A 25,148-nucleotide genomic window follows, 5' to 3' on the forward strand; every position below is an offset into this window, starting at 1 on the left:
CTTCAGGCCGCAACTGCCGCGCGAATCTGCTCGAGCACGTCCTTGGCGCTCGCCGGGATCGGGGTGCCCGGTCCGTAGATGCCCTTGACGCCGGCGTCGTAGAGGAAATCGTAGTCCTGGCGCGGGATCACGCCGCCCACGAAGACGATGATGTCGTCGGCGCCCTGCTTCTTCAGTTCCTCGATGATCGCCGGCACCAGCGTCTTGTGGCCGGCGGCCAGCGTGCTGACGCCCACCGCATGGACGTCGTTCTCGATCGCCTGGCGGGCGCATTCCTCGGGGGTCTGGAACAGCGGGCCCATGTCGACGTCGAAACCGAGGTCGGCAAAGGCGGTCGCGACCACCTTGGCGCCGCGGTCGTGGCCGTCCTGGCCCAGCTTGGAGATCATCACGCGCGGCCGCCGGCCCTGCGCCTCCGCGAAAGCGGCGATCTCGTGCTGCAGCGCCTCCCAGCCTTCGGCCGAGTCGTAGGCCGCGGCGTAGACACCGGTAACCTTCTGCGTGTCGGCGCGGTGGCGGCCATAGATCTTCTCGAGCGCATCGCTGATCTCGCCGACCGTGGCGCGCAGGCGCACCGCCTGGATGCTGAGGTCGAGCAGGTTGCCCTCGCCGCTTTCCGCTGCCGCGGTCAGCGCGTCGAGCGCGGCCTGGACGGCGGCGCTGTCGCGCTTCTCGCGGATCGCCTTGAGCTTGGCGACCTGGCCGTCGCGCACCTTCATGTTGTCGATCGACAGGCTGTCGATCGCGTCCTCGGACTTGAGCTTGTACTTGTTGACGCCCACGATCACATCCTTGCCTGAGTCGATGCGCGCCTGCTTGTCGGCCGCGGCGGCCTCGATCTTGAGCTTGGCCCAGCCGCTGTCGACGGCGCGGGTCATGCCGCCCATCGCCTCGACCTCCTCGATGATGGTCCAGGCCGCATCGGCCATGTCCTGCGTGAGCTTCTCCATCATGTAGCTGCCGGCCCAGGGGTCGATGACGCTCGTGATGTGGGTCTCTTCCTGGATGATGAGCTGCGTGTTGCGCGCGATGCGCGAGCTGAATTCGGTCGGCAGTGCGATGGCCTCGTCGAGCGCGTTGGTGTGCAGGCTCTGGGTGCCGCCGAACACCGCGGCCATCGCCTCGATCGTGGTGCGCACGACGTTGTTGTACGGGTCCTGCTCGGTCAGCGACCAGCCCGAGGTCTGGCAATGGGTGCGCAGCATCAGGCTCTTGGGGTTCTTCGGCTCGAACTCCTTCATGATCCGGCACCACAGCAGGCGCGCGGCGCGCATCTTGGCGACTTCGAGGTAGAAGTTCATGCCGATGGCCCAGAAGAAACTGAGCCGCCCCGCGAAGCCGTCGACGTCGAGGCCCTTGGCCAGCGCGGTCTTGACGTATTCCTTGCCGTCGGCCAGCGTGAACGCGAGTTCGAGCGCCTGGTTGGCGCCGGCTTCCTGCATGTGATAGCCGCTGATCGAGATCGAGTTGAACTTGGGCATATTCTGCGCCGTGTACTCGATGATGTCGCCGATGATCCGCATGCTCGGCGCCGGCGGGAAGATGTAGGTGTTGCGGACCATGAACTCCTTGAGGATGTCGTTCTGGATGGTTCCGCTGAGCTGGTCCTGCGCCACGCCCTGCTCTTCCGCCGCGACCACGTAGCCCGCCAGCACCGGCAGCACCGCGCCGTTCATGGTCATCGAGACGCTGACCTTGTCGAGCGGGATCTGGTCGAACAGGATCTTCATGTCCTCGACCGAGTCGATCGCCACGCCGGCCTTGCCGACGTCGCCGGTGACGCGCGGATGGTCGCTGTCGTAGCCGCGGTGGGTGGCGAGGTCGAAGGCCACGCTGACGCCCTGGCCGCCGGCCGCCAGCGCCTTGCGGTAGAAGGCATTCGATTCCTCGGCGGTCGAGAAGCCCGCGTACTGGCGGATGGTCCACGGCCGTACCGCGTACATCGTGGCCTGCGGGCCGCGCAGGTAGGGCTCGAAGCCGGGCAAGGTATCGGTGTACTTGAGCCCCTGCAGGTCGGCCGCCGTATAGAGCGGCTTGACCGTGATGCCGTCCGGCGTGACCCAGTTCAGGGCGTCCAGGTTGCCGCCGGGGGCCGACTTGGCCGCCGCCTTGGTCCAGGCCTCGAGACTTGCGCTCGAAAAGTTGAATTCGGTTTTGCTCATGGGCGCCGCTTTGGAGGTGGGTGCGAAGTGGGTCGAGTGTCTGCGCTGCCGCCAGACAACGCCACCGAGTCTAACGCATCTGTAATTATTAATTCAAAGAACCAACTTGCGGTACATTGCAGCCATGTCCGCCCTCACCCTCACCCCGCGCGCGCTTTACGAAGAAGTGGCGGAACTTCTGCGCCAGCGCATCTTCAGCCGCGAACTCGAACCCGGCGGCTGGATCGACGAGCTCAAGCTGGCCGAGGAATACGGCATCAGCCGCACACCGCTGCGGGAGGCGCTGAAGGTGCTGGCGGCCGAAGGGCTGGTGACGATGAAGGTGCGGCGCGGCGCCTACGTGACGGAAGTGTCGGAGAAGGATCTGGCGGACGTCTACCATCTGCTGAGCCTGCTCGAGAGCGACGCCGCCGGCGTGGTCGCGACGCAGGCCACGGACGCCGAGATCACCGAACTCGAGCGCCTGCATGCGGAGCTCGAGGCCGCCGCGAAGCCGGGGCACGTGGACCGACAGCACTTCTTCGCGATCAACGAGCGCTTCCACATGCGGCTGCTGGCCATCGCGAACAACCGCTGGCGCGACCAGATGGTGGCCGACCTGCGCAAGGTGATGAAGCTGAATCGGCACAACTCGCTGCTGAAGGCGGGCCGCATCGACGAATCGCTGAAGGAGCACCGGGCGATCATGGCGGCAATCAAGGCGCGCGATGCCGGGGGCACGGTGGCACGGATGCAGCAGCATTTCCGCAATGGGCTCGAGGCGGCGAACTAGGCTCGCCCCCAGGTTGGCTCACTTCGTGTAGCCGCCCACCCCCTTCCGGGGGCAACACCAGCGGACTGGCAAAGCCAGATCCGCGGTGGAAATGTTGCTCACCCCCAGGTTGGGCTCACTTCGTGTAGCCCGCCCACCCCCTTCCGGGGGCAACACCGGCGGACTGGCAAAGCCAGATCCGCGGTGTTTCACGAAGGGGCCTGGCTTCGCCGGCCGGGGGAAATTCGGGTTTTTTTGATCAGGCCGGCTGGTCAACCGTCTCGTGCGCCAGGGCCATGACCTCGTGCGGCGCGCGGGTCTTGAGCTTGTGGTCGCTCCACACCTGGCGCCAGCGGCGGGCGCCGGGGAGGCCGTTGCGCAGGCCCAGCATGTGGCGGGCGATGTTGGACCACGGGGTGCCGTGCTCGGCTGCTTCGCGGGCCATGTAGTCGCACATCTGGCGCTCGACCTCCTCCCGCGTCAGCGTCGACGGCGGCTCGCCGTAGAACACCGCATCCCACTCGGCCAGCCACCAGGGGTTGTGATAGGCCTCGCGGCCGATCATGACGCCGTCGAGCAGGCGCAGGTGTGCCTGCATCTGCGCGTTGTCGGCGAAACCGCCGTTGATCGAGAACGCGAGCGCGGGGAAATCATGCTTGAGCCGATGCACCAGCTCGTAGCGCAGCGGCGGCACCTCGCGGTTCTGCTTGGGCGACAGGCCCTTGAGCCAGGCGTTGCGGGCATGCACGATGAAGGTCTCGCAGCCCGCCTCGCTGACCTTGCCGACGAAATCGCGCACGAAGTCGTAGCTCTCGATCTTGTCGATGCCGATGCGGTGCTTGACCGTGACCGGCACGTCGACCACGTCGACCATCGCCTTCACGCAATCGGCCACCAGCTGCGGCTCGTTCATCAGGCAGGCACCGAAGGCGCCGCGCTGCACCCGCTCGCTGGGGCAGCCGCAGTTGATGTTGATCTCGTCGTAACCCCATTCCTCGCCCAGCTTGGCGCAATGCGCGAGATCGGCGGGTTCGCTGCCGCCGAGCTGCAGCGCCACCGGATGCTCCTCGGCGTTGAAACGCAGGTGGCGCGGCACGTCGCCATGGATCAGCGCGCCGGTGGTCACCATCTCGGTGTAGAGCAGCGCATGGCGTGTGAGCAGGCGATGAAGGAAGCGGCAGTGGCGATCGGTCCAGTCCATCATCGGAGCCACGCTGATGACCGAATGTCTAAGCTCTTGATTCATAACGATTTTTTACTCTTTCCGATCGGACGCATGGCCTCATTTTCTCAGCTACCGACGACACGCTGCGGGTAGCGGCACGCCGCGCCAGTCCAGCTTGAACCCGCATGTGGATCGGCGCATCATCGGGCGTCCCTGTCGCCGACCAACAAGAACCGGGGGTGCGCCGTGTCCTTTCCTGCACGCTGGATGTCCGTGTCGCGCCCCAACCTGCTCCCCTTCGCCGCCATGGCGCTGGCGCTTTCGGGCTGCGGGGGAGGAGGTGGAGGCGGCAGTAACAACACCGGGGCGATCAGCGCAGTCGCCCTCGCCGAGGCGCCGACTTCCACCGTCGCCGCGGTGCGCAACGGTGTCTCACCCTTCATCGCCTTCGTGGACCTGAAACTGAACCGGCCCATTGCCGACCAACTGGCCCTGGTGCACTACCGCATCGAGTCCAAGCCGGGCAGCGTCGCGCGCCCGGTCGACGTCAGCTATGCGATGAGCTACCTGGAGCGCCGCGGCTATGCCTCCGCCGACGGCGCAACGGTCTCGGTTCCGGTCTTCGGCCTCTATGCGAACTACGCCAACATCGTCCACATCGATCTTCAACGCCCGAGCGGATCGCAGCAAGACCTGCGCGTCGAGATCGACACCGCCGCCTACTCCGATCCGAACGGCATCTATGACCGGCCGAACATCCTGAAACCGCGCACGGCGGGCGACTCGCTGTCCTTCGACTACTTCTACATGAAGTCCGCATTGGGCAGCCCGGTGGTCGTCGACACCGACGGCCAGTTGCGCTGGGTGGTGCCTGCGAAGACAGGCTCGCTCACATCGCTGTTCCATGACAATCGGTTCGTCGTCGGCGACGGCAAGTCACTTCGGCTGCTGCGTCTTGAACTCGACGGCACTGCGAACGAGGCGTTCCTGAGCGCAACGGCCCTCACCAACTTTCACCACAACATCGATCCCGGCAAGGTCGGCCTGCTCGCCGAGATGGATGCCCAGGCCAACGGCGTGGCCGCCGTCGAAAGCACGCTGGCCGAGATCGACCCGGACGCCGGAACGGTGTTGAAGCAGTGGGATCTGGCGGACACCCTGTCGCGCTTCATGCGAAGCCACGGCGATGACCCGGCCTTGTTCGTGCGACCGGGCGTCGACTGGTTTCACATGAACGCCGCGACCTACGATCCAAGCGACGACACGCTGATCGTCTCCAGCCGCGAGAACTTTGTCGTGAAGATCGACTACGCCAGCGGCGACCTGGTCTGGATTCTTGGCGATCCGACGAAGTACTGGCACAGTTTTCAGTCCCTTGCAGCCCAGAGCCTCACTCTGGGGGACGGAGGTCTGTATCCGATCGGGCAGCACTCTGTGTCGATGACGCACGACGGATTGCTGCAGGTGTTCAACGATGGGCTGGGTTCGGTCAATCAACCCACCGGAGCGCCGGCCGGCGAGACCCGCAGCTACAGCGCCGTGTCGGCCTATGCGATCGATGGCGCCGACCGGATCGCGGTCGAAGCTCGGCGCTTCGACTACGGACAGCGCATCTACTCCAGTGTCTGCTCCAGCGCCTACCAGGCTCCGGTGGGCGCGTCCATGCTGATCAGCTATGCGGTCGCCGACAACGCCACGCACGCACGCCTGGTCGGGCTGGATGAAAGTCAGAACGTGGCGTTCGACTTCGAGTATGCGAGCTCGGGATGCAACACGAGCTGGAACGCACAACCGATTCCGTTCGAAGCGATGCGCTTCGACAAATAGAGCAGCGGGTCAGGCAGCGCCCGGGTTGAACTTCAAGGCCACGCCATTCATGCAGTAGCGAAGCCCGGTGGGCTTCGGCCCGTCGTCGAAGACGTGGCCAAGATGTCCTCCGCAGCGCCGGCAATGCACTGCCGTGCGCGTCATGCCGAGCGATCTGTCCTCGGTTTGCCCGACCGCGTCGGGCAGCGGCTGCCAGAAGCTGGGCCAGCCGGTCTTGCTGTCGAACTTGGTCCTGGACGAGAAGACCTCGAGGGCACAGCCGGCGCAGGCGAAGCGGCCTTCCCGGTGCTCATCGTTGAGCGGACTCGAATAAGGTCGCTCGGTGCCCTCGTGTCGCAGCACCGCATATTGATCGGCAGTGAGGCGCTGGCGCCATTCCGCGTCGGTGTGCGTCACCTCGAATTTCGCGGGTTCGGCCGCTTGCGCCAGCCGCACTCCCCATCCGAAGGCACTGGCAATCGCCAGCCCCAAGGTCGATGTCCCGGCAACGAGAACTTCACGGCGAGCTTTCAGAGTCATGGCGAACTTTCAACGTTGGCGCGGCGGTGGCTGCCCCGCTGCTCGTAGTTCGAGCCATGCGCGGCCTGGGTTACATCTCGGCGTGTCGGGCCTGGTCGGCAAGCATTCGCGTTGTCGGAATCCCCTTGTGCCGGCCACCTGAGGGCATTCTTCAAGATAATTAGGGTTAACCCTATTTTTCGACATGACGCCCTCGACTGCCCCCCTGTCCACCGCTTCGTCACGCATGCCCGTGGCCCTGCTCGCACTCGCCGCCGCCGCCTTCGCGATCGGCACCAGCGAATTCGTGGTCATGGGCCTCTTGCCGGACATGGCGCTCGACCTCGGCGTCACGCTGTCGCAAGCCGGCCTGCTGGTCACAGGCTATGCAATGGGGGTGGTGGTCGGCGCACCCGTGTTCGCGGTGGCCACCGCGCGGCTGCCGCGCAAGGCCACGTTGATCGCGCTGGCCTCGCTGTTCGTGCTGGGCAACCTGCTGTGCGCGTTGGCGCCGGACTACGGCCTGCTCATGGCCGCGCGCGTGATCACCGCGCTCGCCCACGGCACCTTCTTCGGCATCGGTTCCGTGGTGGCCGCCGGGCTGGTGCCGCCCCACCGGCGCTCGCAGGCGATCGCCCTGATGTTCACGGGCCTCACGCTGGCCAACGTGCTGGGCGTGCCGATGGGCCGCATCATCGGCGAGCACTTCGGGTGGCGCATGACCTTCGCGGCGATCGTGGTGATCGCACTGGGCGCGGTGGCTGCGCTGGTCGCCCTGCTGCCACGGCAGATCGAGATGCAGAAGGGCAGCATTTTGCGCGAGTTCACCGTGCTGGCCGACCGCCGCGTCCTGCTGGCGCTCGCCACCAGCGCGCTGACCTCGGCCAGCCTGTTCTGCGTCTTCACCTTCATCGCGCCCCTGCTGACGCAGGTCAGCGGCTTCTCGAACGCGGCGGTGGCGCCGATCCTGCTGCTGCTCGGCGTGGGCCTGACGATCGGCAGCACGGTCGGCGGGCGCCTCGGTGACCACCGACTGGTGCCATCGATGCTGCTGGTGCTGGGACTCAACGCGACGGTGTTGGCGCTGCTGCATTTCGCGCTGCCGATGAAGGCACCCACGGTGCTGCTGATGTTGCTGTGGACCACGCTCTCGTTTGCCCTGGTGCCGCTGCTGCAGACGCTGATCGTGCAGCACGCCAACGCCGCCCCCAACCTGGCCTCGACGCTGAACCAGGGCGCCTTCAATCTCGGCAATGCAGCCGGTGCCTGGATCGGCAGCGGCATGCTGGCCGCAGGCGCCCCGCTGGCCGGCCTGCCCTGGGCCGGCGCGGCGATCACGCTCGGCGCCCTGGCTCTCGGAGCCTGGAGCAGCCGACTCGACAGYGGCGCGGCACGGCTTCAATCCGCCTGAAACCGGCCATTCCAAGACTCGAGCTCGCACTCGCACATCCGCAGTTGCCCAGATTAGGGATGACACCGATCGTTCGGTGCATCGAAGTATCGGAACAGGCTCAGGAAGTACCAAACCCGGAAATTCGCGTCTCCACAATCGTTGCACGGCGACCCCAGTCGTCGATCAGAAGGAGACAGTCATGAAGCGTTTTCTGAAGGCGGGCCTGGTGCTCGCGCTCGCCGGTGCCGGGCTGGCCCAAGCCGCAACCGAGCTGGTGATCGCGACCGTGAACAACGGCCACATGATCGAGATGCAGAAGCTCGGCAAGTTCTTCGAGCAGGCCCATCCGGACATCAAGCTCAAGTGGGTCACGCTCGAGGAGGGCACGCTGCGCCAGCGCGTGACCACCGACATCGCGACCAAAGGCGGCCAGTTCGACGTCATGACGATCGGCATGTACGAGACGCCGATCTGGGCCAAGAAGGGTTGGCTCAAGCCGATCGCGACCGATGCCGCCTACGACGTCGACGACCTGCTGCCCGCGATGCGCAACGGCCTCTCGGCCGACGGCAAACTCTACGCCTCGCCCTTCTACGGCGAGAGCTCGATGCTGATGTACCGCAAGGACCTGGCCGACAAGGTCGGCTTCAAGATGCCCGAGCAGCCGACCTGGGCCCAGGTCAAGGAACTGGCCGGCAAGATCCACGACCCGAAGGCCGGCGTCTACGGCATGTGCCTGCGCGGCAAGCCGGGCTGGGGCGACAACATGGCGCTGCTGACCACCATGGTCAACACAAATGGCGGCCAGTGGTTCGACATGGCCTGGAAGCCGCAGATCGACACCAAGCCCTGGCACGATGCGATCGGCTTCTACGTCGACCTCATGAAGGCCTACGGCCCGCCCGGCGCCTCGGCCAACAGCTTCAACGAGAACCTGGCGCTGTTCAACGAGGGCAAGTGCGGCATGTGGGTCGACGCGACCATCGCGGCCTCCTTCGTGAGCGACCCGAAGCAGTCGAAGGTCGCCGACAAGGTGGCCTTCGCGCAAGCGCCCGTGGCCGTCACGCCCAAGGGCGCGAACTGGCTCTGGGCCTGGGCGCTGGCGATTCCCGCCGGCTCGCAGAAGGTCGACGCCGCTCAGAGCTTCGTCAAGTGGGCGACCTCCAAGGACTACATCCAGCTCGTGGCGAAGGAAGAAGGCTGGGGCTCGGTGCCGACCGGCACCCGCAAGTCGACCTACGCCTCGCCCGAGTTCATGAAGGCGGCACGCTTCGCCGAGGCCGAGAAGAAGGCCATCGACACCGCCAACGCCAACGACAGCACCTTGCCCAAGTCGCCTTACGTCGGCGTGCAGTACGCGGCCATTCCGGAGTTCCAGGCGATCGGCGTCGCGGTCGGCCAGCAGATGAGCGCGGCGCTCGCCGGCAAGGTCACGGTCGACCAGGCCTTGAAGACCTCGCAGACCGCGGCCGAGCGCGAGATGACCAAGGCCGGGTACTACAAGTAGCCGCCGCCCCCCTCCCCCGACAGGGGGAGGCGCGGGACAAAAACAAAGGTCTGCCATGAACCGACTTCTGCCCCGTGCGCTGATGGCGCCGGCCGTGGTCACGCTCGTCCTCTGGATGCTGGTGCCGCTGCTGATGTCGATCTATTTCTCGTTCGTCAACTACAACCTGATGCAGCCGGGCGAACGCACCTTCGCCCGCTTCGAGAACTTCCACTACTTCATCACCGACCCGGACTTCTGGCCCGCGGTGTGGAACACGCTGCTGCTGATCGGCAGCGTGATCGTGATCACCGTGGTGCTTGGCGTGCTGCTGGCGCTGCTGGTCAACGAACCGTTTCCGGGCCGCGGCATCGTGCGCGTGCTGCTGATCTCGCCCTTCTTCGTCATGCCCACGGTGAACGCGCTGTTGTGGAAACACATGATGATGAATCCGATCTACGGCGTGCTGGCCGACCTGTGGCGCAGCTTCGGCGCGACGCCGGTCGACTGGCTGACCGACCTGCCGCTGTTCTCCGTGATCGTCATGGTGGCCTGGCAGTGGCTGCCTTTCGCCTGCCTGATCTTCATCACCTCGCTGCAGTCGCTGGACCGCGAGCAGATGGAGGCGGCGCGCATGGACGGCGCCAGCGCGATCCAGCGCTTCGGCTACCTCACGCTGCCCCACCTGGGCCGGCCGATGGCGGTGGTGATCATGATCGAGATGATCTTCCTGCTGTCGATCTTCGCCGAGATCGCGGTCACCACCAACGGCGGGCCGGGCAACGCGAGCACCAACCTCACCTACCTGATCTTCAAGCAGTCGCTGATGAACTTCGACGTCGGCGTGGCGTCGGCAGGCGCGCTGTTCGCGGTGGTGCTGGCCAACATCGTGGCCGCCTTCCTGATCCGGATCATCGGCAAGAACCTCGACTGAGGAGCGACGCATGCAAACCGAGAATTTTCTCTTCCTGGCACTGCGAACCGTCGGCGCCTGGGCCCTCGCGCTGCTCCTGTTCTTCCCGCTCGGCTGGCTGGTGCTGACCTCGTTCAAGACCGAGCTGCAGGCGATCCACGTGCCGCCGCTGTTCATCTTCGAGCCCACGCTGGACAACTTCACCGAGGTGCAGCGGCGCAGCGACTACCTGCTGTTCGCGCGCAATTCGCTGATCACGAGCGTGGGCTCAACGGTCATCGGCCTCCTGATCGCGGCGCCGGCCGCCTACTCGATGGCCTTCTTCCGCACCCGGCGCACGCGCGACATCCTGATGTGGATGCTGTCGACCAAGATGATGCCGGCGGTCGGCGCGCTGGTGCCGATCTACGTGCTGGCTCAAACCGCCGGCCTGCTCGACACGCGCACCGCGCTGACGGTGGTGTTCATGCTGTCGAACCTGCCGATCATGGTGTGGATGCTCTATTCGGCCTACAAGGACATCCCGAACGAGATCCTCGAGGCCGCGCGCATGGACGGTGCCAGCCTCTGGACCGAATTCCGCCACGTGGTGCTGCCGCTGTCGGTCGGCGGTCTCGCTTCCACCGGCCTGCTGTGCCTGGTGCTGAGCTGGAACGAGGCTTTCTGGGCGCTCAACCTGAGCTCGGCCAAGGCCGGCACGTTGGCCACGCTGATGGCTTCCTACTCGAGCCCCGAGGGGCTGTTCTGGGCCAAGCTGTCCGCGGCCTCGCTGATGGCCATCGCCCCAATCGTGGTGTTCGGATGGTTCAGCCAAAAACAACTCGTGCAAGGCCTGACCTTCGGCGCGGTGAAATGAGCTCGCCCCAGTCTTCGCGCACTGCGCCACGGGCGCTTCGAAAAATCACGAGAGATCCTCAAGGAGTCATTTGATGGCCTACCTCCAGCTCGACCACATCAAGAAGAGTTTCGGCGACGCCCACATCATCAAGGGCGTCGACCTCGAGATCGACAAGGGCGAGTTCATCGTCTTCGTCGGCCCCTCGGGCTGCGGCAAGTCGACCTTGCTGCGGCTGATCGCGGGGCTCGAGCCGATCACCAGCGGCCGCCTCTCGCTCGACGGCAAGGACATCACGAACACGCCGTCCGGCAAGCGCGACCTGGCGATGGTGTTCCAGAGCTACGCGCTCTATCCGCACATGAGCGTGTACGACAACATGTCCTTCGCGCTCAAGCTCGCGAAGGTGTCGAAGGACGTGATCAGGACCAAGGTCGAGTACGCGGCCAGGACGCTGAACCTCACCGACTACCTGAGCCGCACGCCGAAGGAACTGTCGGGCGGCCAGCGGCAGCGGGTGGCGATCGGCCGCGCGATCGTGCGGGCGCCGAAGGTGTTCCTGTTCGACGAGCCGCTGTCGAACCTCGACGCGGCGCTGCGCGGCAACACCCGGGTCGAGATCCACAAGCTGCATCGCGCGCTCGGCGCCACCAGCATCTACGTCACGCACGACCAGGTCGAGGCCATGACCCTGGCCGACCGCGTGGTGGTGCTGCGCGACGGCCTGATCGAGCAGGTCGGCACGCCGATGGATTTGTACGATCGGCCGGCCAACCAGTTCGTCGCCCAGTTCATCGGCATGCCGTCGATGAACATGGTCGACGCCAAGGCGATCCCGAGCTTCTCGGCGCTGACCGGTGGCCGGCTGCCGGCCGACGGGTTCCTCGGCGTTCGGCCCGAAGCGCTGCGCGTGCACGCGGGCCCGGGCGGGGGCGCGCCGGCACGGGTCGAGCTGATCGAGGCGCTCGGCGCCGACACGCTGATCCACATCGATGTCGGCGGCGTGCCGCTGGTGGCGCGGCAGAACGACCGTACCGCGCTGCAGGCCGGCGATGCGGTCAGCGTCGAGCTCGATCCCTCGGTGCTGCATTTCTTCAACCGCGAAGGCCGCACCCTCGAAGCATGACGCTCGCCCCCAGGTTGCCCCGCGCTTCGTGTCGGGACGCCCACCCCCTGCCGGGGGCAACGCCAGCGGCCCGGCAAAGCCGGATCCGCGGTGTTTCCCGAAGGGGCCTCGCTTTGCGGCCCCGCACGTTTCATCTCCTGTCACGCGCGATGGAGAACACAGAATGACTCATCCTCCTTTGTCCGAATTCGTGGTGCTGCACCTCGGGCTCGGCTCTTTCCATCGCGCGCACCAGGCGCTGTACCTGCAGCTGTTGATCGACGCCGGCGACACCCGCTGGTCGATCACCGGCGCCAATCTGCGGCCCGACATGGCCGAGGTCGAATCCGCCCTGCGCGCGCAGGACGGCCGCTACACGCTGGAGACCGTGTCTCCGGCCGGCGACTTCCGCTACCAGCGCATCGCGTCGATCCGCGAGGTGCTGCCCTATGACGCCCGCCTGGCGGCGGTGATCGCCCGCGGCGCCGAGCCGCGCACGCGGGTGATCTCGTTCACGGTGACCGAGGCCGGCTACTACCTCGACCCGCAGGACCGGCTCGACCTCACGGCGCCCGACATCGCCGGCGACCTCGAGCAGGCGCGCCGAGGCGTCGCCGGCGGCACGATCTATGGCGCGATCTGCGCCGTTCTCCGGGCGCGCCGGGCCGCGGATGCGGGCCCCGTCACGCTGCTGAACTGCGACAACCTGCGCCACAACGGGGACCGCTTCCGCAAGGGCCTGATCGAGTTCATCGAGCGCGCCGGCGAGAGCGGTCTGCTCGACTGGGTGCGCAGCCAGACGAGCAGCCCGAACGCGATGGTCGACCGCATCACCCCGCGGCCGCCGCCCGAACTGCGCCGGCGGGTGCGCGAGGCCACCGGCTGGGACGACGCCGCGCCGGTCACCAGCGAGAGCTTCATCCAGTGGGTGATCGAGGACCGGTTCATCCACGGACGACCCGACTGGGGGCGCGTCGGCGTGCAGCTGGTCGATTCGGTCTCGCCCTACGAGGAAGCCAAGATCCGCATCCTCAACGCCAGCCACAGCGGCATCGCCTGGGCCGGCACCCTGGCCGGACTGCAGTACATCCACGAAGGCACGCACACCGCCGCCATCCGGCGCATCGCCTATGACTACGTCACGGACGATGTCATCCCCTGCCTGGACCGGCCCGGGCAGCCGAGCCCGGTCGACCTGCCCGCCTACCGCGACGTGGTGCTCGACCGCTTCGGCAATCCGGCCATCCGCGACACCAACCAGCGGGTGGCGATGGACGGCTTCTCGAAGATCCCGGGGTTCATCGCGCCGACGGTGCGCGAGCGGCTTTCGCGCGGCGAAGGCATCGCGAGCGTGGCCATGCTGCCGGCCCTGTTCCTGGCCTTCCTGCAGCGCTGGCACCAGGGCACCCTGCCCTACACCTACCAGGACCAGGGCATGGACGAAGGCGCCGCGCATGCGATCTGCGCCGCCGCCGATCCGGTGGCGGCGCTTTGCGCCGACCACGGACTGTGGGGCGACGCGGCCGGCGATGCGCGGCTGGTCGCGGCGATGCGCGATGGCGCCGCGCGGGTCCGGCAATTCATCCAGGGAGCCACGAAATGAGCGGCCGTCTTGCACAACGCCATGTCCTGATCACCGGTGCCGGCGGCGGCATCGGGCTCGCGATCGCCGAGGCCTGCCTGGCCGAAGGTGCGCGCTGCACGCTGGCCGACCGGTCGGCAGAGCCGTCCGATGGCGTCGCGCGGCTGCAGCGCAGGCACCCCGAGGCCGTGGCCTACGTGGCGGCGGACGTCAGCGACGCGGCCGCGGTGGGCGGCCTGCTCTACGCGGCGCGAGCGGCGCACGGAGAGATCCACACGCTGGTCAACAACGCCGCGATCTTCGAGATGGCGCCGCTGCTCGAGAGCGACGAGGCCTCCTTCGACCGGTTGTTCGCGGTCAACGTCAAGGGCATGTTCTTCACCATGCAGCGCGTGCTGCAGCACATGGTCGACAGCCGTGTCACGGGCGGCTCGGTCATCAACATGGCCTCGCAGGCCGGCCGGCGCGGCGAGGCGCTGGTGTCGCACTACTGCGCGACCAAGGCCGCGGTCATCAGCTACACGCAGAGTGCCGCGTTGGCGATGGCGCCCCACGGCATCCGGGTCAACGCGATCTCGCCGGGCGTGGTCGACACGCCGATGTGGAATCACGTCGACGCGCTGTTCGCCCGCTACCAAGGCCTCCAGCCGGGCGAGAAGAAGCGCCAGGTGGGGCTCGAGGTCCCGCTGGGGCGCATGGGAACGCCCGGCGACATCGCCGCCGCCGCCGTGTTCCTGGCCAGCGACGAGGCGCGCTACATCACGGCGCAGACGCTCAACGTCGACGGTGGTAATGTCATGAGCTGAAGGTACATGGGAAAGGACCGCCTCATGTCATCCCCGCGCCAACGCCATCTGCCCCGCGACCGAAAACCCGAACTCGAGCGCGACTTCACGCGTTCGCCCGCGCTGGGCTACGAGGCGCCCGAGGACGCCGGCCTCGTGCGCTGCCTCGCGCACGGCTTCCCGAGCCCGCTGGTGCGCTGGCATTTCCACGAAGAGTACGAGCTGCACCTGATCACCGAGACCTCCGGCCGGGCCTTCGTCGGCGACTGGATCGGGCCCTTCCATCCCGGCCAGCTGGTGCTTTGCGGGCCGCGCCTGCCGCACAACTGGATCTCGCTCGACGTCCCCGAGGGAGGCTCGACCGACCGCGACCGCGTGATCCAGTTCCGCCACGATCCGATCGAGCGCGCGGCGGCCGACATCCCCGAACTGCGCGAAGCGCTGCAGCTGCTCGGGCGGGCCCGACACGGCATCGAGTTCTTCGGTTTCGAGGAGCGTGCGCTGGCGCAGTGGGACGCCATCAAGGCCGCGCGCGGATTGCAGCGGCTCGCGCTCTTCCTCGAGTACCTGGCCGAACTCGCGCACTGCAGCGACTACCGCCTGCTCTCGAACGTGCAGATGAAGGGGGTCGAAGACGACACCGAGGTCGACCAGATCAACATCATCGTCAACCGCATCACCGCCAACCTGGCCGAGCCAGTGGCGATGGCCGACATCGCTAGCGAGCTCGGCATGAGCGAAAGCCGCTTCAGCCGCTTCTTCAAGCGCTCCACCGGCAACAGCTTCACCGACTTCGTGAACCGCGTGCGCATCAACAGCGCCTGCCACCTGCTGATGCAGACCGACCACTACGTGACCGACATCTGCTACCAGGTCGGCTTCAACAACGTGGCCAACTTCAATCGGCGCTTCCTCGAGATCAAGGGCATGACGCCGACCGAGTTCCGGCGCCAGAGCGACAGCCGCTTCGGCAGCCTGGCCTGACCAGGGTGCGGCATGTACCTCGGCCTCGATCTCGGAACCTCGGAGTTGAAGGCGCTGCTGCTGGACCGGGACCATCGCATCGTCGCCCTGGCGCGTGCATCGCTGGAAGTGGACCGGCCGGCACCGCTGTGGTCGGAGCAGCCGCCTACCCGATGGTGGGGAGCGCTGGAGGCCGCCATGGCGGTTCTGCGCCAGGGCCATGCCGAGGCGTTGGCCGGCGTCCGCGCGATCGGACTGTCGGGCCAGATGCACGGCGCGGTCGCGATCGACGCCGCCGGCGCGGTGCTGCGACCGGCGATCCTCTGGAACGACGGCCGCAGCGCGCCGCAGTGCGAGGCGCTGATGGCGCGGGTGCCCGGCCTCGGCGCGATCGCCGGCACCCTCGCGATGCCGGGCTTCACCGCGCCCAAGCTCATGTGGATGCGCGAGCACGAGCCTGAGCTCTTCGCGCGCACCGCCTGCGTGCTGCTGCCGAAGGACTGGCTGCGCTACCGGCTGAGCGGCACGCGGGCGAGCGACATGTCGGACGCCTCGGGCACCTTGTGGCTCGACGTCGCGGCGCGCGACTGGTCCGACGCCCTCCTGGCCGCGACCGGGCTCACGCGCGACCACATGCCGCGGCTGGTCGAAGGCAGCGAACCGGCAGGCGCCCTGAGCCCCGACCTGGCGGCGCGCTGGGGCCTCGCGGCCGGCATTCCGATCGCCGGCGGCGGCGGCGACAACGCGGCGAGTGCGGTCGGGATGGGGCTGGTCGGCGCGGGACAGGGCTTCGTCTCGCTCGGCACCTCGGGCGTCATCTTCATTTGCGGCGAACGCTTCGAGCCCGACCCCGGGCGGGCGGTCCATGCCTTCTGCCATGCGCTGCCGGGCCGCTGGCACCAGATGTCGGTGATGCTGTCGGCGGCGAGCGCCGTCAGCTGGGCCGCGCGCAGCTTCGGCCTCGGCAACGAGGCCGCGCTGCTGGCCGCGGCAGCGACCCTCGACGCCAAAGGCCGCCAGCGAGCCCCGCTGTTCCTGCCCTATCTCTGCGGCGAACGTTCGCCGCACAACGACCCGGACGCGCAAGGCGTGCTCTTCGGCCTGACGCACGCCCAAGGGCCGGCCGAGATCGCCTACGCGGTGGTGGAAGGCGTGAGTTTCGGGCTGCGCGACGGACTGGACACCCTCGCCAGGCCCGCAGGCGATCTGTTGCTGGTCGGCGGTGGCGCGCGCAGTCGCTGGTGGGCCCAGTTGCTGGTGGACATCCTCGACGTGCCGCTCGCGGTCTGCGCAGGCAGCGAGGCCGCCGGTGCCGTGGGCGCCGCCCGTCTCGCCTGGCTGGCGGACGGCGGATCGGAAGCCGGGGTCTGCCCGCCTCCCGCCGTGCTCCAGCGCTTCGAGCCGGCGGCGGGCATCGCCGCGGGCCTTGCCAGCCGCCGTGCCCGCTTCAAGGCGCTGTATGCGGCGCTGGGTTCCTGCTTCCGCTAGCGTTCACCCAGCTGCCCATAGGAGGTGCGCAGCCCCGCGTAGTCTGTCGGCCCGCTGCTTTCAGGTGGATTGCCGGTCGCGGACAGCCAGGCGGCGATGCTCGGCACCCGCCGATCGAAATAGTGCTGCAGGCGCGGCCAGTTGCCGGCCTCGGCATGGCCCTCGGTGATCTCGAGCGCCTCGACCGCGATGGTCCGCAGGCTGGTCACCATGGCCAGCGAGCGGCCGTCCAGCAGTTGCAGCGTCACCTCGCGCCCCTGGGCCAGGATCTCGGCGAGGATGCGCCGATGCACGGCGTAGTCGGCCCAACTCCGCTTGATGCAGGCGTCGTTCAGTTCGCGGAACACCCAGTGCATGTTGGTGGCGAACATCGCGGCCACCTGGCCCGCCTGGTCGAGGCTCCGCCTGGAAGCCCCGGCCTGCAGCCATACCGCCCAGAAAAGGGCCGCGAGGACGCCCAGGGCCTGCACCCAGGCGGCCCATTCGGCCCCGGATGCGGGGCGGTAGAACCAGGCCACGCCCGCCAACGCCACGCCGGCGGCGGCAATCGCCGCGCCAAGTTTTCGCATGGTCATTCCAGCAGCGGCCGGGCGTCGCTCATTGGAGCACCTTCGTGCTTCGCACTGCGGTGCGAGCGCCTTCGGGCGGCCGGGCGTCGCTCATTGGAGCACCTTCGTGCTTCGCACTGCGGTGCGAGCGCCTTCGGGCGGCCGGGCGTCGCTCATTGGAGCACCTTCGTGCTTCGCACTGCGGTGCGAGCGCCTTCGGGCGGCCGGGCGTCGCTCATGCAAACGGGCCTTCCTTGCCAAACAGCTTCCGGATTGCCGCCACGCCGGCCACCAGGGCATTCGCATAGGTGGAATGCGGATCGACCGCCGCCTCGATCGGAAGATAGGGAAGAACTTCGTCCATCACGTAGTCGGTAGCTTCCAGCAATACCCAATAGAACTCGCCCTCTTCGAGTTCTTGCACGGTCAGCGCGATATTCCGCAATTGCGACATGGGGTTAGGAGGATTTCGGGATGGAACGAATTGATCCTATTCAGGGCCGTCTACAACACCTAGTCATAATTTCACGATTTGTTGCAAATGTGACCGATCGTAAATAAATGGGCAAGTCCTTCATTCGCCAACTGTGGATTAGTGCGCTGTTTACAAATTCCAACAAGATTTGCCTACAACTCTTATCTCCGCAACGGCCTAAGCTCATGGTTCCAACCCACTGCGCGGAGGAGCCATGAAGCATTTCAACCTGGACCCCCATATGACCGCCTCGGTCGGCGGCGCCTTCTATCCGACGGGCCACAGCTTCGTGATGTTTCCCGACGCCAAGGACGCCAGCGCCGTGGGCCACCGGCTGCTGGACAACGGTTTCAGCGGCGACGAGATCTACCTGATTCCGCCCGAGGTGGTGCTCGAGCAGATCTCGCCCACGGTGCGCGAGACGGACAGCACCTTTCCATCGGCCGGCACCGACGCCGCCACGGTCCGCGCCTACACCAAGCTGGCGCGCGAAGGGCACACCGCCCTGCTGGTCAGGACCCGGGACGAGGCCGCCGCGAGCCGGCTGATGGATCAGGTGCGCACCGTGCCGTTCTCGATCGCGCAGCGCTACCGCATGCTGGTGATCGAGGACCTCTGAGGGCCGACGGAGGGAGCGTGGGGTCCCTCCGACCCCCTTCGGCTAGGCGCCGGTGGCCCGCAGCAGCACCGTGCGGGCCATCGCCTGCGCCAGTTCCTGCTCGCCGAGGCACACCGTGACGGCATCCTGCTGGGTGAGCAAGCGGGCTTCATCCTCGTTGTGGCTGCGGATCACGGTCTCGATCGCCGGGTTCAGCGTCCGGGCCGCCTCGATCATCTGCCGCACGTTCATGGCGTCGGCGGTGGCGATCACCAGCACGCGGGCGCGGGCGATGTGGGCCTGGATCAGCACCGACGGATCGGCGGCGTCGCCCCACACGGCGGCCACGCCCTCGCCGCGCAGCTGCTCCACGATCGCGCGGTTCTGCTCCGCCACGACGAAGGGGATGTCGTGCGCCGCCAGCGCATCGGCGATGCGCCGGCCGACCCGCCCGTAGCCGACCAGCACCACTTGCCGAGACAGGTACCTGGCCTCGGTGTGCATCGGCAGCTCGGCCAGCGGGTCGTCCCTCGACGCCAGTCGGCGCGCGACAGATGAATGCACGTGCAGCCATTGCTGCAACGGCTCGATCAGGCTGAACCACAGCGGATTGGTGGCGATGGAGATCAGCGCGCCGGCCAGCAGCAGGCTCTGCCCTTCGGGCGGCAACAAGCCGAGCGAACCACCCAGCGCCGCGAGGATGAACGAAAACTCGCCGATCTGGGCCAGGCTCGCGCTGACCGTGAGCGCAGTGCCCAGCGGGTAGCGCAGCAGCAGCACCAGCGCACAGGCAGCGACCGACTTGCCGACCACGATCACGAGCACCACGGCCAGCACCTGCAGCGGCCGGTCGATCAGCACGGACGGGTCGAACAACATGCCGACCGAGACGAAGAACAGCACGGCGAAGGCGTCGCGCAACGGCAGCGATTCCTGCGCCGCGCGGTGGCTGAACTCCGACTCCCGCATCACCACGCCGGCGAAGAAGGCGCCGAGTGCGAACGAGACGCCGAACAGCGCCGCCGAGGCGAAGGCGATGCTGACCGCGGCGGCCACCACGCAGAGCGTGAACAGCTCGCGCGAGTGGGTGCTCGCCACCTGCCACAGGATCCACGGGAAGACCCGCCGTCCGACCACCAGCATCAGGAGCACGAAGCCGCCGACCTGCAGCAGCGTGAGGCCCAGCGTCTGCCAGACCGGCGGGCCGGCGGCGGCCGCGGCGGCCCCGCCCAGCGCCCCGGCCAGCGGCGGCAGCAGCACCAGGACCAGCACCATCGCCAGGTCTTCCACGACCAGCCAGCCGATCGCGATGCGTCCGGTGAACGATTCGAGGATGCCCAGGCTTTCGAGCGCGCGCAGCAGCACCACCGTGCTCGCCACCGACAGCGCCAGCCCGAACACCAGCGCACCGCCCGGGCTCCATCCCCACCAGGTCGCGAGCGCGGCACCGAACAGCGTCGCCACCGCCATCTGGACCAGGGCGCCGGGCAGCGCGACCTTGCGCACCGCCAGCAGCTCGTCCAGCGAGAAATGAAGGCCGACGCCGAACATCAGCAGCATCACGCCGATCTCCGCCAGCTGCGCGGCGATGCCCGCATCGGCGACGAAGCCCGGCGTGAACGGCCCGATGATGACGCCCGCCAGCAGGTAGCCGACCAGCGCCGGCAGCCGCAGCCGCGTCGCCAGGAAGCCGAGCACCAGCGCCAGGCCGAGGCCGGCCGCGATGGTGTTGATCAGTGAAACGCTGTGCGGCATCGCCTTGCATTCTGCAAGAACGATGCCGCAGCCAGGCTCAGGAGGCCATCTTTTCCGTACGGGCGTTGATCAGTTCCTCGGGCTCCTGGGCCTCGACCCAGGTCTCGTTGTTGAGCCCGGCCTGCAGCCGGGCCTCGTCGAGTTCGTTGGTCCATTTGGCGACCACGATGGTGGCCACGCCGTTGCCGATCAGGTTGGTCAGCGCGCGGGCCTCGGACATGAAGCGGTCGATGCCGAGAATCAGCGCCAGCCCCGCCACCGGCACGTGGCCCACCGCCGACAGCGTGGCCGCCAGCACGATGAAGCCGCTGCCGGTGACGCCGGCGGCCCCCTTCGATGTCAGCAACAGCACCGCCAGCAGCGTGATCTCCTGCATCAGCGTCATCGGGGTGTTGGTGGCCTGGGCGATGAAAACTGCCGCCATCGTCAGATAGATCGAGGTTCCGTCCAGGTTGAAGGAATAGCCGGTCGGGATCACCAGGCCGACGCAGGTCTTCTTGGCGCCGAGGTTCTCCATCTTCTCCATCATCCGCGGCAGCACCGATTCGGAGGACGAGGTGCCCAGCACGATCAGCAGCTCTTCCTTGATGTACTTGATGAACTTCCAGATGCTGAATCCGTGGAAGCGCGCGATCCCCCCCAGCACCACGAAGATGAACAGCAGGCAGGTCAGGTAGAAGGTTGCCATCAGCTTGCCGAGCTCGAACAGCGAGCCGATGCCGTACTTGCCGATCGTGAAGGCCATCGCGCCGAAGGCGCCGATCGGCGCCAGCTTCATGATGTAGTTGATGATCACGAAGAGCACGTGCGAGCCCTTCTCGATGACGTCGAACACCAGCGTGCCGCGGCCGCCGAAGCGATGCAGCGCGAAGCCGAAAAGCACCGCGATCAGCAGCACCTGCAGGATCTCGCCCTTGGCGAAGGCGTCGACCACCGTGTTGGGGATCACGTTCATGAGGAAATCGACCGTGCCCTGCATCTTGCCCGGGCCGGTGTAGGCTGCCAGCGCCCGGGTGTCGAGCGACGCCGGATCGATATTCATGCCGACACCGGGCTTGAGCAGGTTGACCAGCACCAGGCCGACCACCAGCGCGACGCTGCTGACCACCTCGAAATAGAGCAGCGCCAGCCCACCGGTCTTGCCGACCTTCTTCATGTCCTCCATGCCCGCGATGCCGACCACCACGGTGCAGAAGATGATCGGCGCGATCATCATCTTGATCAGCTTGATGAAGGCGTCGCCGAGCGGCTTCATGGTTTCGCCGACGGACGGATAGAAATGCCCCAGCAGCACGCCGACGACCACGGCCGTGATCACCTGCGCGTAGAGGGAGCGGTAGATCGGCAGCTTCTTGGCCGGTGCGGCCGGCATCGCTGTGGGTGTCATGCGGGGATCTCCTGGGTGTGATGTGTTGGATTGGGAGACAGACGCCGTCGAAGGCGCCGCGCAAACAAAAAAAACCCGCCGTAGCGGGTTTTCTCGGGGGCTTTTCCAGGTGGGCGCCTCAGTGCATGTGAAGCCCACCATTGACCGAAAAATCGGCCCCGGTGGAGTAGCCGCCTTCGTCGGTCGCCAGCCAGGCGATGATCGATGCGATCTCGCTCGGCTCGCCCAGCCGCTTGACCGGGATGGTGGAGACGATCTTGTCGAGCACTTCCTGGCGAATCGCCTTGACCATGTCGGTGCCGATGTAGCCCGGACTCACGGTGTTGACCGTCACGCCCTTGGCGGCGAGCTCCTGCGCCAGCGCCATCGTGAAGCCGTGCATCCCGGCCTTGGCGGCCGAGTAGTTGGTCTGGCCGGCCTGGCCCTTGGCGCCGTTGACCGAGCTGATGTTGATGATCCGGCCCCAGCCCTTGTCCACCATGTCGCCCACGACCTGCTTGGTCACGTTGAACATGCTGTTGAGGTTGGTCTCGATCACCGAACTCCAGTCCTCCGGCGTCATCTTGAGGAACATGCGGTCACGCGTGATGCCCGCATTGTTGACCAGCACATCGATGCTGCCGTGCTCCGCCTTGGCCTTGGTGAAGGCCTCGACGGTGGACTGCCAGTCACCGACATTGCCGACCGAGGCATGGAACTCGTAGCCCTCGGCCTTCTGCTCGGCCAGCCATTTGGCGTGGTCGCGGGTGGGGCCGCAGCCGGCGATGACGGTGAACCCGTCCTTGGCCAGGCGCTGGCAGATGGCTGTTCCGATGCCCCCCATGCCCCCGGTGACGTATGCGACTTTTTTGCTCATGAAGATTTCCTTGATGTATGCGAGCCTGAACAGGCATTGTTCACTTTATAGAAGTTTCTAGCCAAGGCCCGATCAGGAAAACACTGAGCCTCGATTGCAACGGGGTGTCACAAGCCGTCCATATACTGCGCCCCCATGCTCTGTCACTTCGCGTATTCGCTTCCCCCCGAGGGGGTCAGCCCGCCTTGGGGCGGCCCTGCGGCGGCCTGATTCGATGTCATCCATCGAGTTGAGACGGATCGCCAAGTCGTGGGGCGAAAGCACGGCCCTGCACGCGGTGGACCTGCAGATCGAGCCGGGTTCGTTCTGCGTGCTCCTGGGCCCTTCGGGCTGCGGCAAGTCGACCACGCTGCGCATCGTCGCCGGGCTCGAGACCGCGACCGCCGGCCAGGTGCTGATCGACGGCCGCGATGTCACCGCGCTGCCGCCGTCCCGGCGCGGCATCGCGATGGTGTTCCAGAACTATGCGCTGTTTCCGCACCTGAGCGTGGCCGACAACATCAGTTTCGGCCTCTCGGTGCGCAAGACGCCGGCGGCGGAGAGCGCGCGCCGGCTGCGCGACGCCGCGGCGCTGCTGGGCCTCGAGGCGCTGCTGGAGCGCAGGCCCTCGCAGCTCTCGGGCGGCCAGCAGCAGCGGGTGGCCCTGGGCCGCGCGCTGGTGGCGCAGGCCAAGGTCTGCCTGATGGACGAGCCGCTGTCCAACCTCGACGCCCAGCTGCGCCAGGACATGCGCCGCGAACTGCGTGACCTGCAGCGCCAGCTCGGCCTCACGGTGGTCTACGTCACGCACGACCAGACCGAGGCGATGAGCATGGCCGACCAGGTGGTGCTCCTGAACCGGGGCCGAGTCGAACAATCGGGCATGCCGCGCGAGCTCTATGCGCGGCCGGCCACCACCTTCGCGGCCCGCTTCATCGGCACGCCGCCGATGAACCTGGTGGCGCTGGAGGCCGGCCGCATCGCCGGCAGCGACGTCGCCGCCGGCCTGCAGGCCGCCACGCTCGGCATCCGGCCCGAGGCCATCGCGCTCGATGCCGCAGGCATCCCGGCCACGGTGCAGAGCGTGGAGTACCTCGGCGCCGACCTGGTGCTGCGCTGCGCGGTGGGAAGCCAGGTGCTGCTGGTGCGCACCGCCGGACAGCACCGGGCGGAGCCGGGCGACCGGGTCGGCCTGCGCTGGGCGCCACAGGACGCGCATGGCTTCGATGCCGGCGGCAAGCGAATCGATTGAGCTTTCATCCAAAGGAAAAAACCACCATGCAACGGAAGACCTTCATCCAGACCCTGGCCCTGCCCCTGATGGCCGCCGGCGCCCTGCTCGCCGGCACCGCGAGCGTTCACGCGCAGGCGCCGGTGGAGCTCCAGTTCTACTACCCGGTGGCCGTGGGCGGCCCGATCGCGAAGACGATCGACGGCTTCGCGGCCGGCTTCATGAAGGAGAACCCGGGCGTGAAGGTGTCGCCGATCTATGCCGGCACCTACCAGGAGACCATCGTCAAGGCGCTGACCGCGCACAAGTCGGGCACGCCGCCGGTGACCTCGGTGCTGTTGTCGACCGACATGTTCACGCTGATCGACGAGGATGCGATCGTTCCCTTCGACGATTTCGTGAAAACCCCCGAAGACAAGGCCTGGCTCGCCGGTTTCTACAAGGCGTTCATGATGAACAGCCAGGCCGGCGGCAAGACCTGGGGCATCCCGTTCCAGCGCTCGACGGTGGTCATGTACTGGAACAAGGAACTGTTCAAGGAAGCCGGCCTCGACCCGAACAAGCCGCCGACGACCTGGGCCGAACTCAAGGAGGCGGCCACCAAGCTCACGAAGAAGGACGCCAGCGGCAAGGTCACGCAGTGGGGCGTGCAGATTCCCTCGAGCGGCTTCCCCTACTGGCTGTTCCAGACCCTGACCACGCCGAACGACACGATCCTCGCCAACGAGGCCGGCACCCAGGTCAAGCTCGACGATCCGAAGGTGATCGAGGCGCTGCAGTACTGGGTCGACCTCGGCAAGGCCGGCATCCACCCGCCGGGCGTGGTCGAGTGGGGCACGACGCCGAAGGACTTCTTCGAGAAGAAGGCCGCCATCATCTACACCACCACCGGCAACCTGACCAACATCAAGGCCAACGCCAAGTTCGACTTCGGCGTCGGCATGATTCCCGGGAACAAGCGCAAGGGCTCGCCCACCGGCGGCGGCAATTTCTACATCTTCAAGAAGTCGACGCCGGCGCAGCAGGACGCCGCGTTCAGGTTCGCCAAGTGGATCACCCAGCCCGAGCGTGCCGCGCAGTGGAGCATGGACACCGGCTACGTCGCGGTCTCCCCGGCCGCGTACGAGACCGACACGCTGCGCAAGTACGGCCGCGACTTCCCCGCCGCGCTGGTGGCGCGCGACCAGCTGCCGGTGTCGGTGGCCGAGTTCTCCACCCATGACAACCAGCGCGTGACCAAGGCCCTGAACGACGGCCTCCAGGCCGCGCTGACCGGCAGCAAGACGCCCGCCCAGGCGATGCAGGACGCGCAGCGCGAAGCCGATCGCATCCTGCGTTCGTTCAAGTAGGCCGGGGCGCCGGCCAC

General features: G+C 67.1%; 22 protein-coding genes. 14 read left to right on the forward strand and 8 right to left on the reverse strand.

The window, feature by feature from the left end; genetic code table 11:
- Positions 1–2 precede the first annotated feature (2 nt).
- On the reverse strand, positions 3–2,162 hold the full coding sequence (gene scpA / locus AC1D2O_RS05760; RefSeq protein WP_478156465.1) for a methylmalonyl-CoA mutase: 2,160 nt from the start codon (positions 2,160–2,162) through the stop codon (positions 3–5).
- Positions 2,163–2,286: 124 nt separating this feature from the next.
- Here scpA and AC1D2O_RS05765 point away from each other — a divergent pair, with 124 nt between their 5' ends.
- On the forward strand, positions 2,287–2,934 hold the full coding sequence (locus AC1D2O_RS05765; protein WP_478093066.1) for a GntR family transcriptional regulator: 648 nt from the start codon (positions 2,287–2,289) through the stop codon (positions 2,932–2,934).
- Between the two features lie 238 nt (positions 2,935–3,172).
- Here the strand turns inward: AC1D2O_RS05765 and dusA are convergent, their stop codons facing one another.
- The gene (dusA, locus tag AC1D2O_RS05770; RefSeq protein WP_478093069.1) at positions 3,173–4,159 is read right to left on the reverse strand and encodes a tRNA dihydrouridine(20/20a) synthase DusA; all 987 of its coding nucleotides are present in this window, start codon (positions 4,157–4,159) and stop codon (positions 3,173–3,175) included.
- Between the two features lie 186 nt (positions 4,160–4,345).
- Between dusA and AC1D2O_RS05775 the strand changes: the two genes are divergently transcribed.
- A complete protein-coding gene (locus AC1D2O_RS05775) occupies positions 4,346–5,905 on the forward strand; it encodes an aryl-sulfate sulfotransferase (protein WP_478156467.1) in 1,560 nt (519 codons plus the stop codon).
- A 9-nt stretch (positions 5,906–5,914) separates the two neighbouring features.
- Here AC1D2O_RS05775 and msrB read toward each other — a convergent pair whose 3' ends face one another.
- On the reverse strand, positions 5,915–6,424 hold the full coding sequence (gene msrB, locus AC1D2O_RS05780; RefSeq protein ID WP_478093073.1) for a peptide-methionine (R)-S-oxide reductase MsrB: 510 nt from the start codon (positions 6,422–6,424) through the stop codon (positions 5,915–5,917).
- 226 nt (positions 6,425–6,650) lie between these two features.
- Here msrB and AC1D2O_RS05785 point away from each other — a divergent pair, with 226 nt between their 5' ends.
- The 9 genes from AC1D2O_RS05785 (at position 6,651) to xylB (ending at position 16,953) form a co-directional block, all read left to right on the forward strand.
- The gene (locus AC1D2O_RS05785) at positions 6,651–7,814 is read left to right on the forward strand and encodes an MFS transporter (RefSeq protein WP_478156593.1); all 1,164 of its coding nucleotides are present in this window, start codon (positions 6,651–6,653) and stop codon (positions 7,812–7,814) included.
- Positions 7,815–7,995: 181 nt separating this feature from the next.
- The gene (locus AC1D2O_RS05790; protein WP_478093460.1) at positions 7,996–9,303 is read left to right on the forward strand and encodes an ABC transporter substrate-binding protein; all 1,308 of its coding nucleotides are present in this window, start codon (positions 7,996–7,998) and stop codon (positions 9,301–9,303) included.
- A gap of 55 nt (positions 9,304–9,358) precedes the next feature.
- Positions 9,359–10,216, forward strand: a complete 858-nt coding sequence (locus AC1D2O_RS05795) for a carbohydrate ABC transporter permease (RefSeq protein WP_478156468.1) — start codon at positions 9,359–9,361, stop codon at positions 10,214–10,216.
- Positions 10,217–10,226: 10 nt separating this feature from the next.
- On the forward strand, positions 10,227–11,051 hold the full coding sequence (locus tag AC1D2O_RS05800) for a carbohydrate ABC transporter permease (RefSeq protein WP_478093463.1): 825 nt from the start codon (positions 10,227–10,229) through the stop codon (positions 11,049–11,051).
- 73 nt (positions 11,052–11,124) lie between these two features.
- Positions 11,125–12,156: an ABC transporter ATP-binding protein gene (locus tag AC1D2O_RS05805; RefSeq protein ID WP_478093464.1), complete on the forward strand. Its 1,032-nt coding sequence runs from the start codon at positions 11,125–11,127 to the stop codon at positions 12,154–12,156.
- A 163-nt stretch (positions 12,157–12,319) separates the two neighbouring features.
- Entirely contained in the window at positions 12,320–13,738 is a 1,419-nt protein-coding gene (dalD, locus tag AC1D2O_RS05810; RefSeq protein ID WP_478156470.1) for a D-arabinitol 4-dehydrogenase, read from the forward strand.
- Entirely contained in the window at positions 13,735–14,523 is a 789-nt protein-coding gene (locus AC1D2O_RS05815; protein ID WP_478156471.1) for an L-iditol 2-dehydrogenase, read from the forward strand. Before dalD ends, AC1D2O_RS05815 begins: the two co-directional genes overlap by 4 nt.
- Before the next feature lie 24 nt (positions 14,524–14,547).
- Entirely contained in the window at positions 14,548–15,486 is a 939-nt protein-coding gene (locus tag AC1D2O_RS05820) for an AraC family transcriptional regulator (RefSeq protein WP_478156473.1), read from the forward strand.
- A gap of 12 nt (positions 15,487–15,498) precedes the next feature.
- Positions 15,499–16,953: a xylulokinase gene (xylB, locus tag AC1D2O_RS05825; RefSeq protein ID WP_478156474.1), complete on the forward strand. Its 1,455-nt coding sequence runs from the start codon at positions 15,499–15,501 to the stop codon at positions 16,951–16,953.
- On the opposite strand, the gene AC1D2O_RS05830 is transcribed toward xylB, so the two are convergent.
- Complete coding sequence (locus tag AC1D2O_RS05830; RefSeq protein WP_478095013.1) at positions 16,950–17,522, reverse strand: hypothetical protein; 573 nt, start codon at positions 17,520–17,522, stop codon at positions 16,950–16,952. The genes xylB and AC1D2O_RS05830 overlap by 4 nt on opposite strands.
- A 214-nt stretch (positions 17,523–17,736) precedes the next feature.
- On the reverse strand, positions 17,737–17,955 hold the full coding sequence (locus tag AC1D2O_RS05835) for a hypothetical protein (protein ID WP_478092306.1): 219 nt from the start codon (positions 17,953–17,955) through the stop codon (positions 17,737–17,739).
- A 235-nt stretch (positions 17,956–18,190) separates the two neighbouring features.
- Here AC1D2O_RS05835 and AC1D2O_RS05840 point away from each other — a divergent pair, with 235 nt between their 5' ends.
- Positions 18,191–18,595 carry a hypothetical protein gene (locus AC1D2O_RS05840; RefSeq protein WP_478092309.1) on the forward strand — a complete coding sequence of 135 codons (405 nt, stop codon included), beginning with the start codon at positions 18,191–18,193 and terminating at the stop codon, positions 18,593–18,595.
- Positions 18,596–18,637: 42 nt separating this feature from the next.
- Here the strand turns inward: AC1D2O_RS05840 and AC1D2O_RS05845 are convergent, their stop codons facing one another.
- The 3 genes from AC1D2O_RS05845 to phbB form a co-directional block, all read right to left on the reverse strand.
- Complete coding sequence (locus tag AC1D2O_RS05845) at positions 18,638–20,329, reverse strand: cation:proton antiporter domain-containing protein (RefSeq protein WP_478092312.1); 1,692 nt, start codon at positions 20,327–20,329, stop codon at positions 18,638–18,640.
- A gap of 37 nt (positions 20,330–20,366) precedes the next feature.
- A complete protein-coding gene (locus AC1D2O_RS05850; RefSeq protein WP_478092314.1) occupies positions 20,367–21,716 on the reverse strand; it encodes a dicarboxylate/amino acid:cation symporter in 1,350 nt (449 codons plus the stop codon).
- Positions 21,717–21,834: 118 nt separating this feature from the next.
- Positions 21,835–22,572: an acetoacetyl-CoA reductase gene (gene phbB / locus AC1D2O_RS05855; RefSeq protein ID WP_478092316.1), complete on the reverse strand. Its 738-nt coding sequence runs from the start codon at positions 22,570–22,572 to the stop codon at positions 21,835–21,837.
- A gap of 214 nt (positions 22,573–22,786) precedes the next feature.
- Here phbB and AC1D2O_RS05860 point away from each other — a divergent pair, with 214 nt between their 5' ends.
- Positions 22,787–23,803, forward strand: coding sequence for an ABC transporter ATP-binding protein (locus AC1D2O_RS05860; protein WP_478092318.1), 1,017 nt, complete (start codon positions 22,787–22,789; stop codon positions 23,801–23,803).
- Positions 23,804–23,829: 26 nt separating this feature from the next.
- The gene (locus AC1D2O_RS05865; protein WP_478156476.1) at positions 23,830–25,131 is read left to right on the forward strand and encodes an ABC transporter substrate-binding protein; all 1,302 of its coding nucleotides are present in this window, start codon (positions 23,830–23,832) and stop codon (positions 25,129–25,131) included.
- The last annotated feature ends 17 nt before the right edge of the window (positions 25,132–25,148 follow it).

It is taken from the genome of Variovorax sp. P1_G12 (assembly GCF_056405555.1).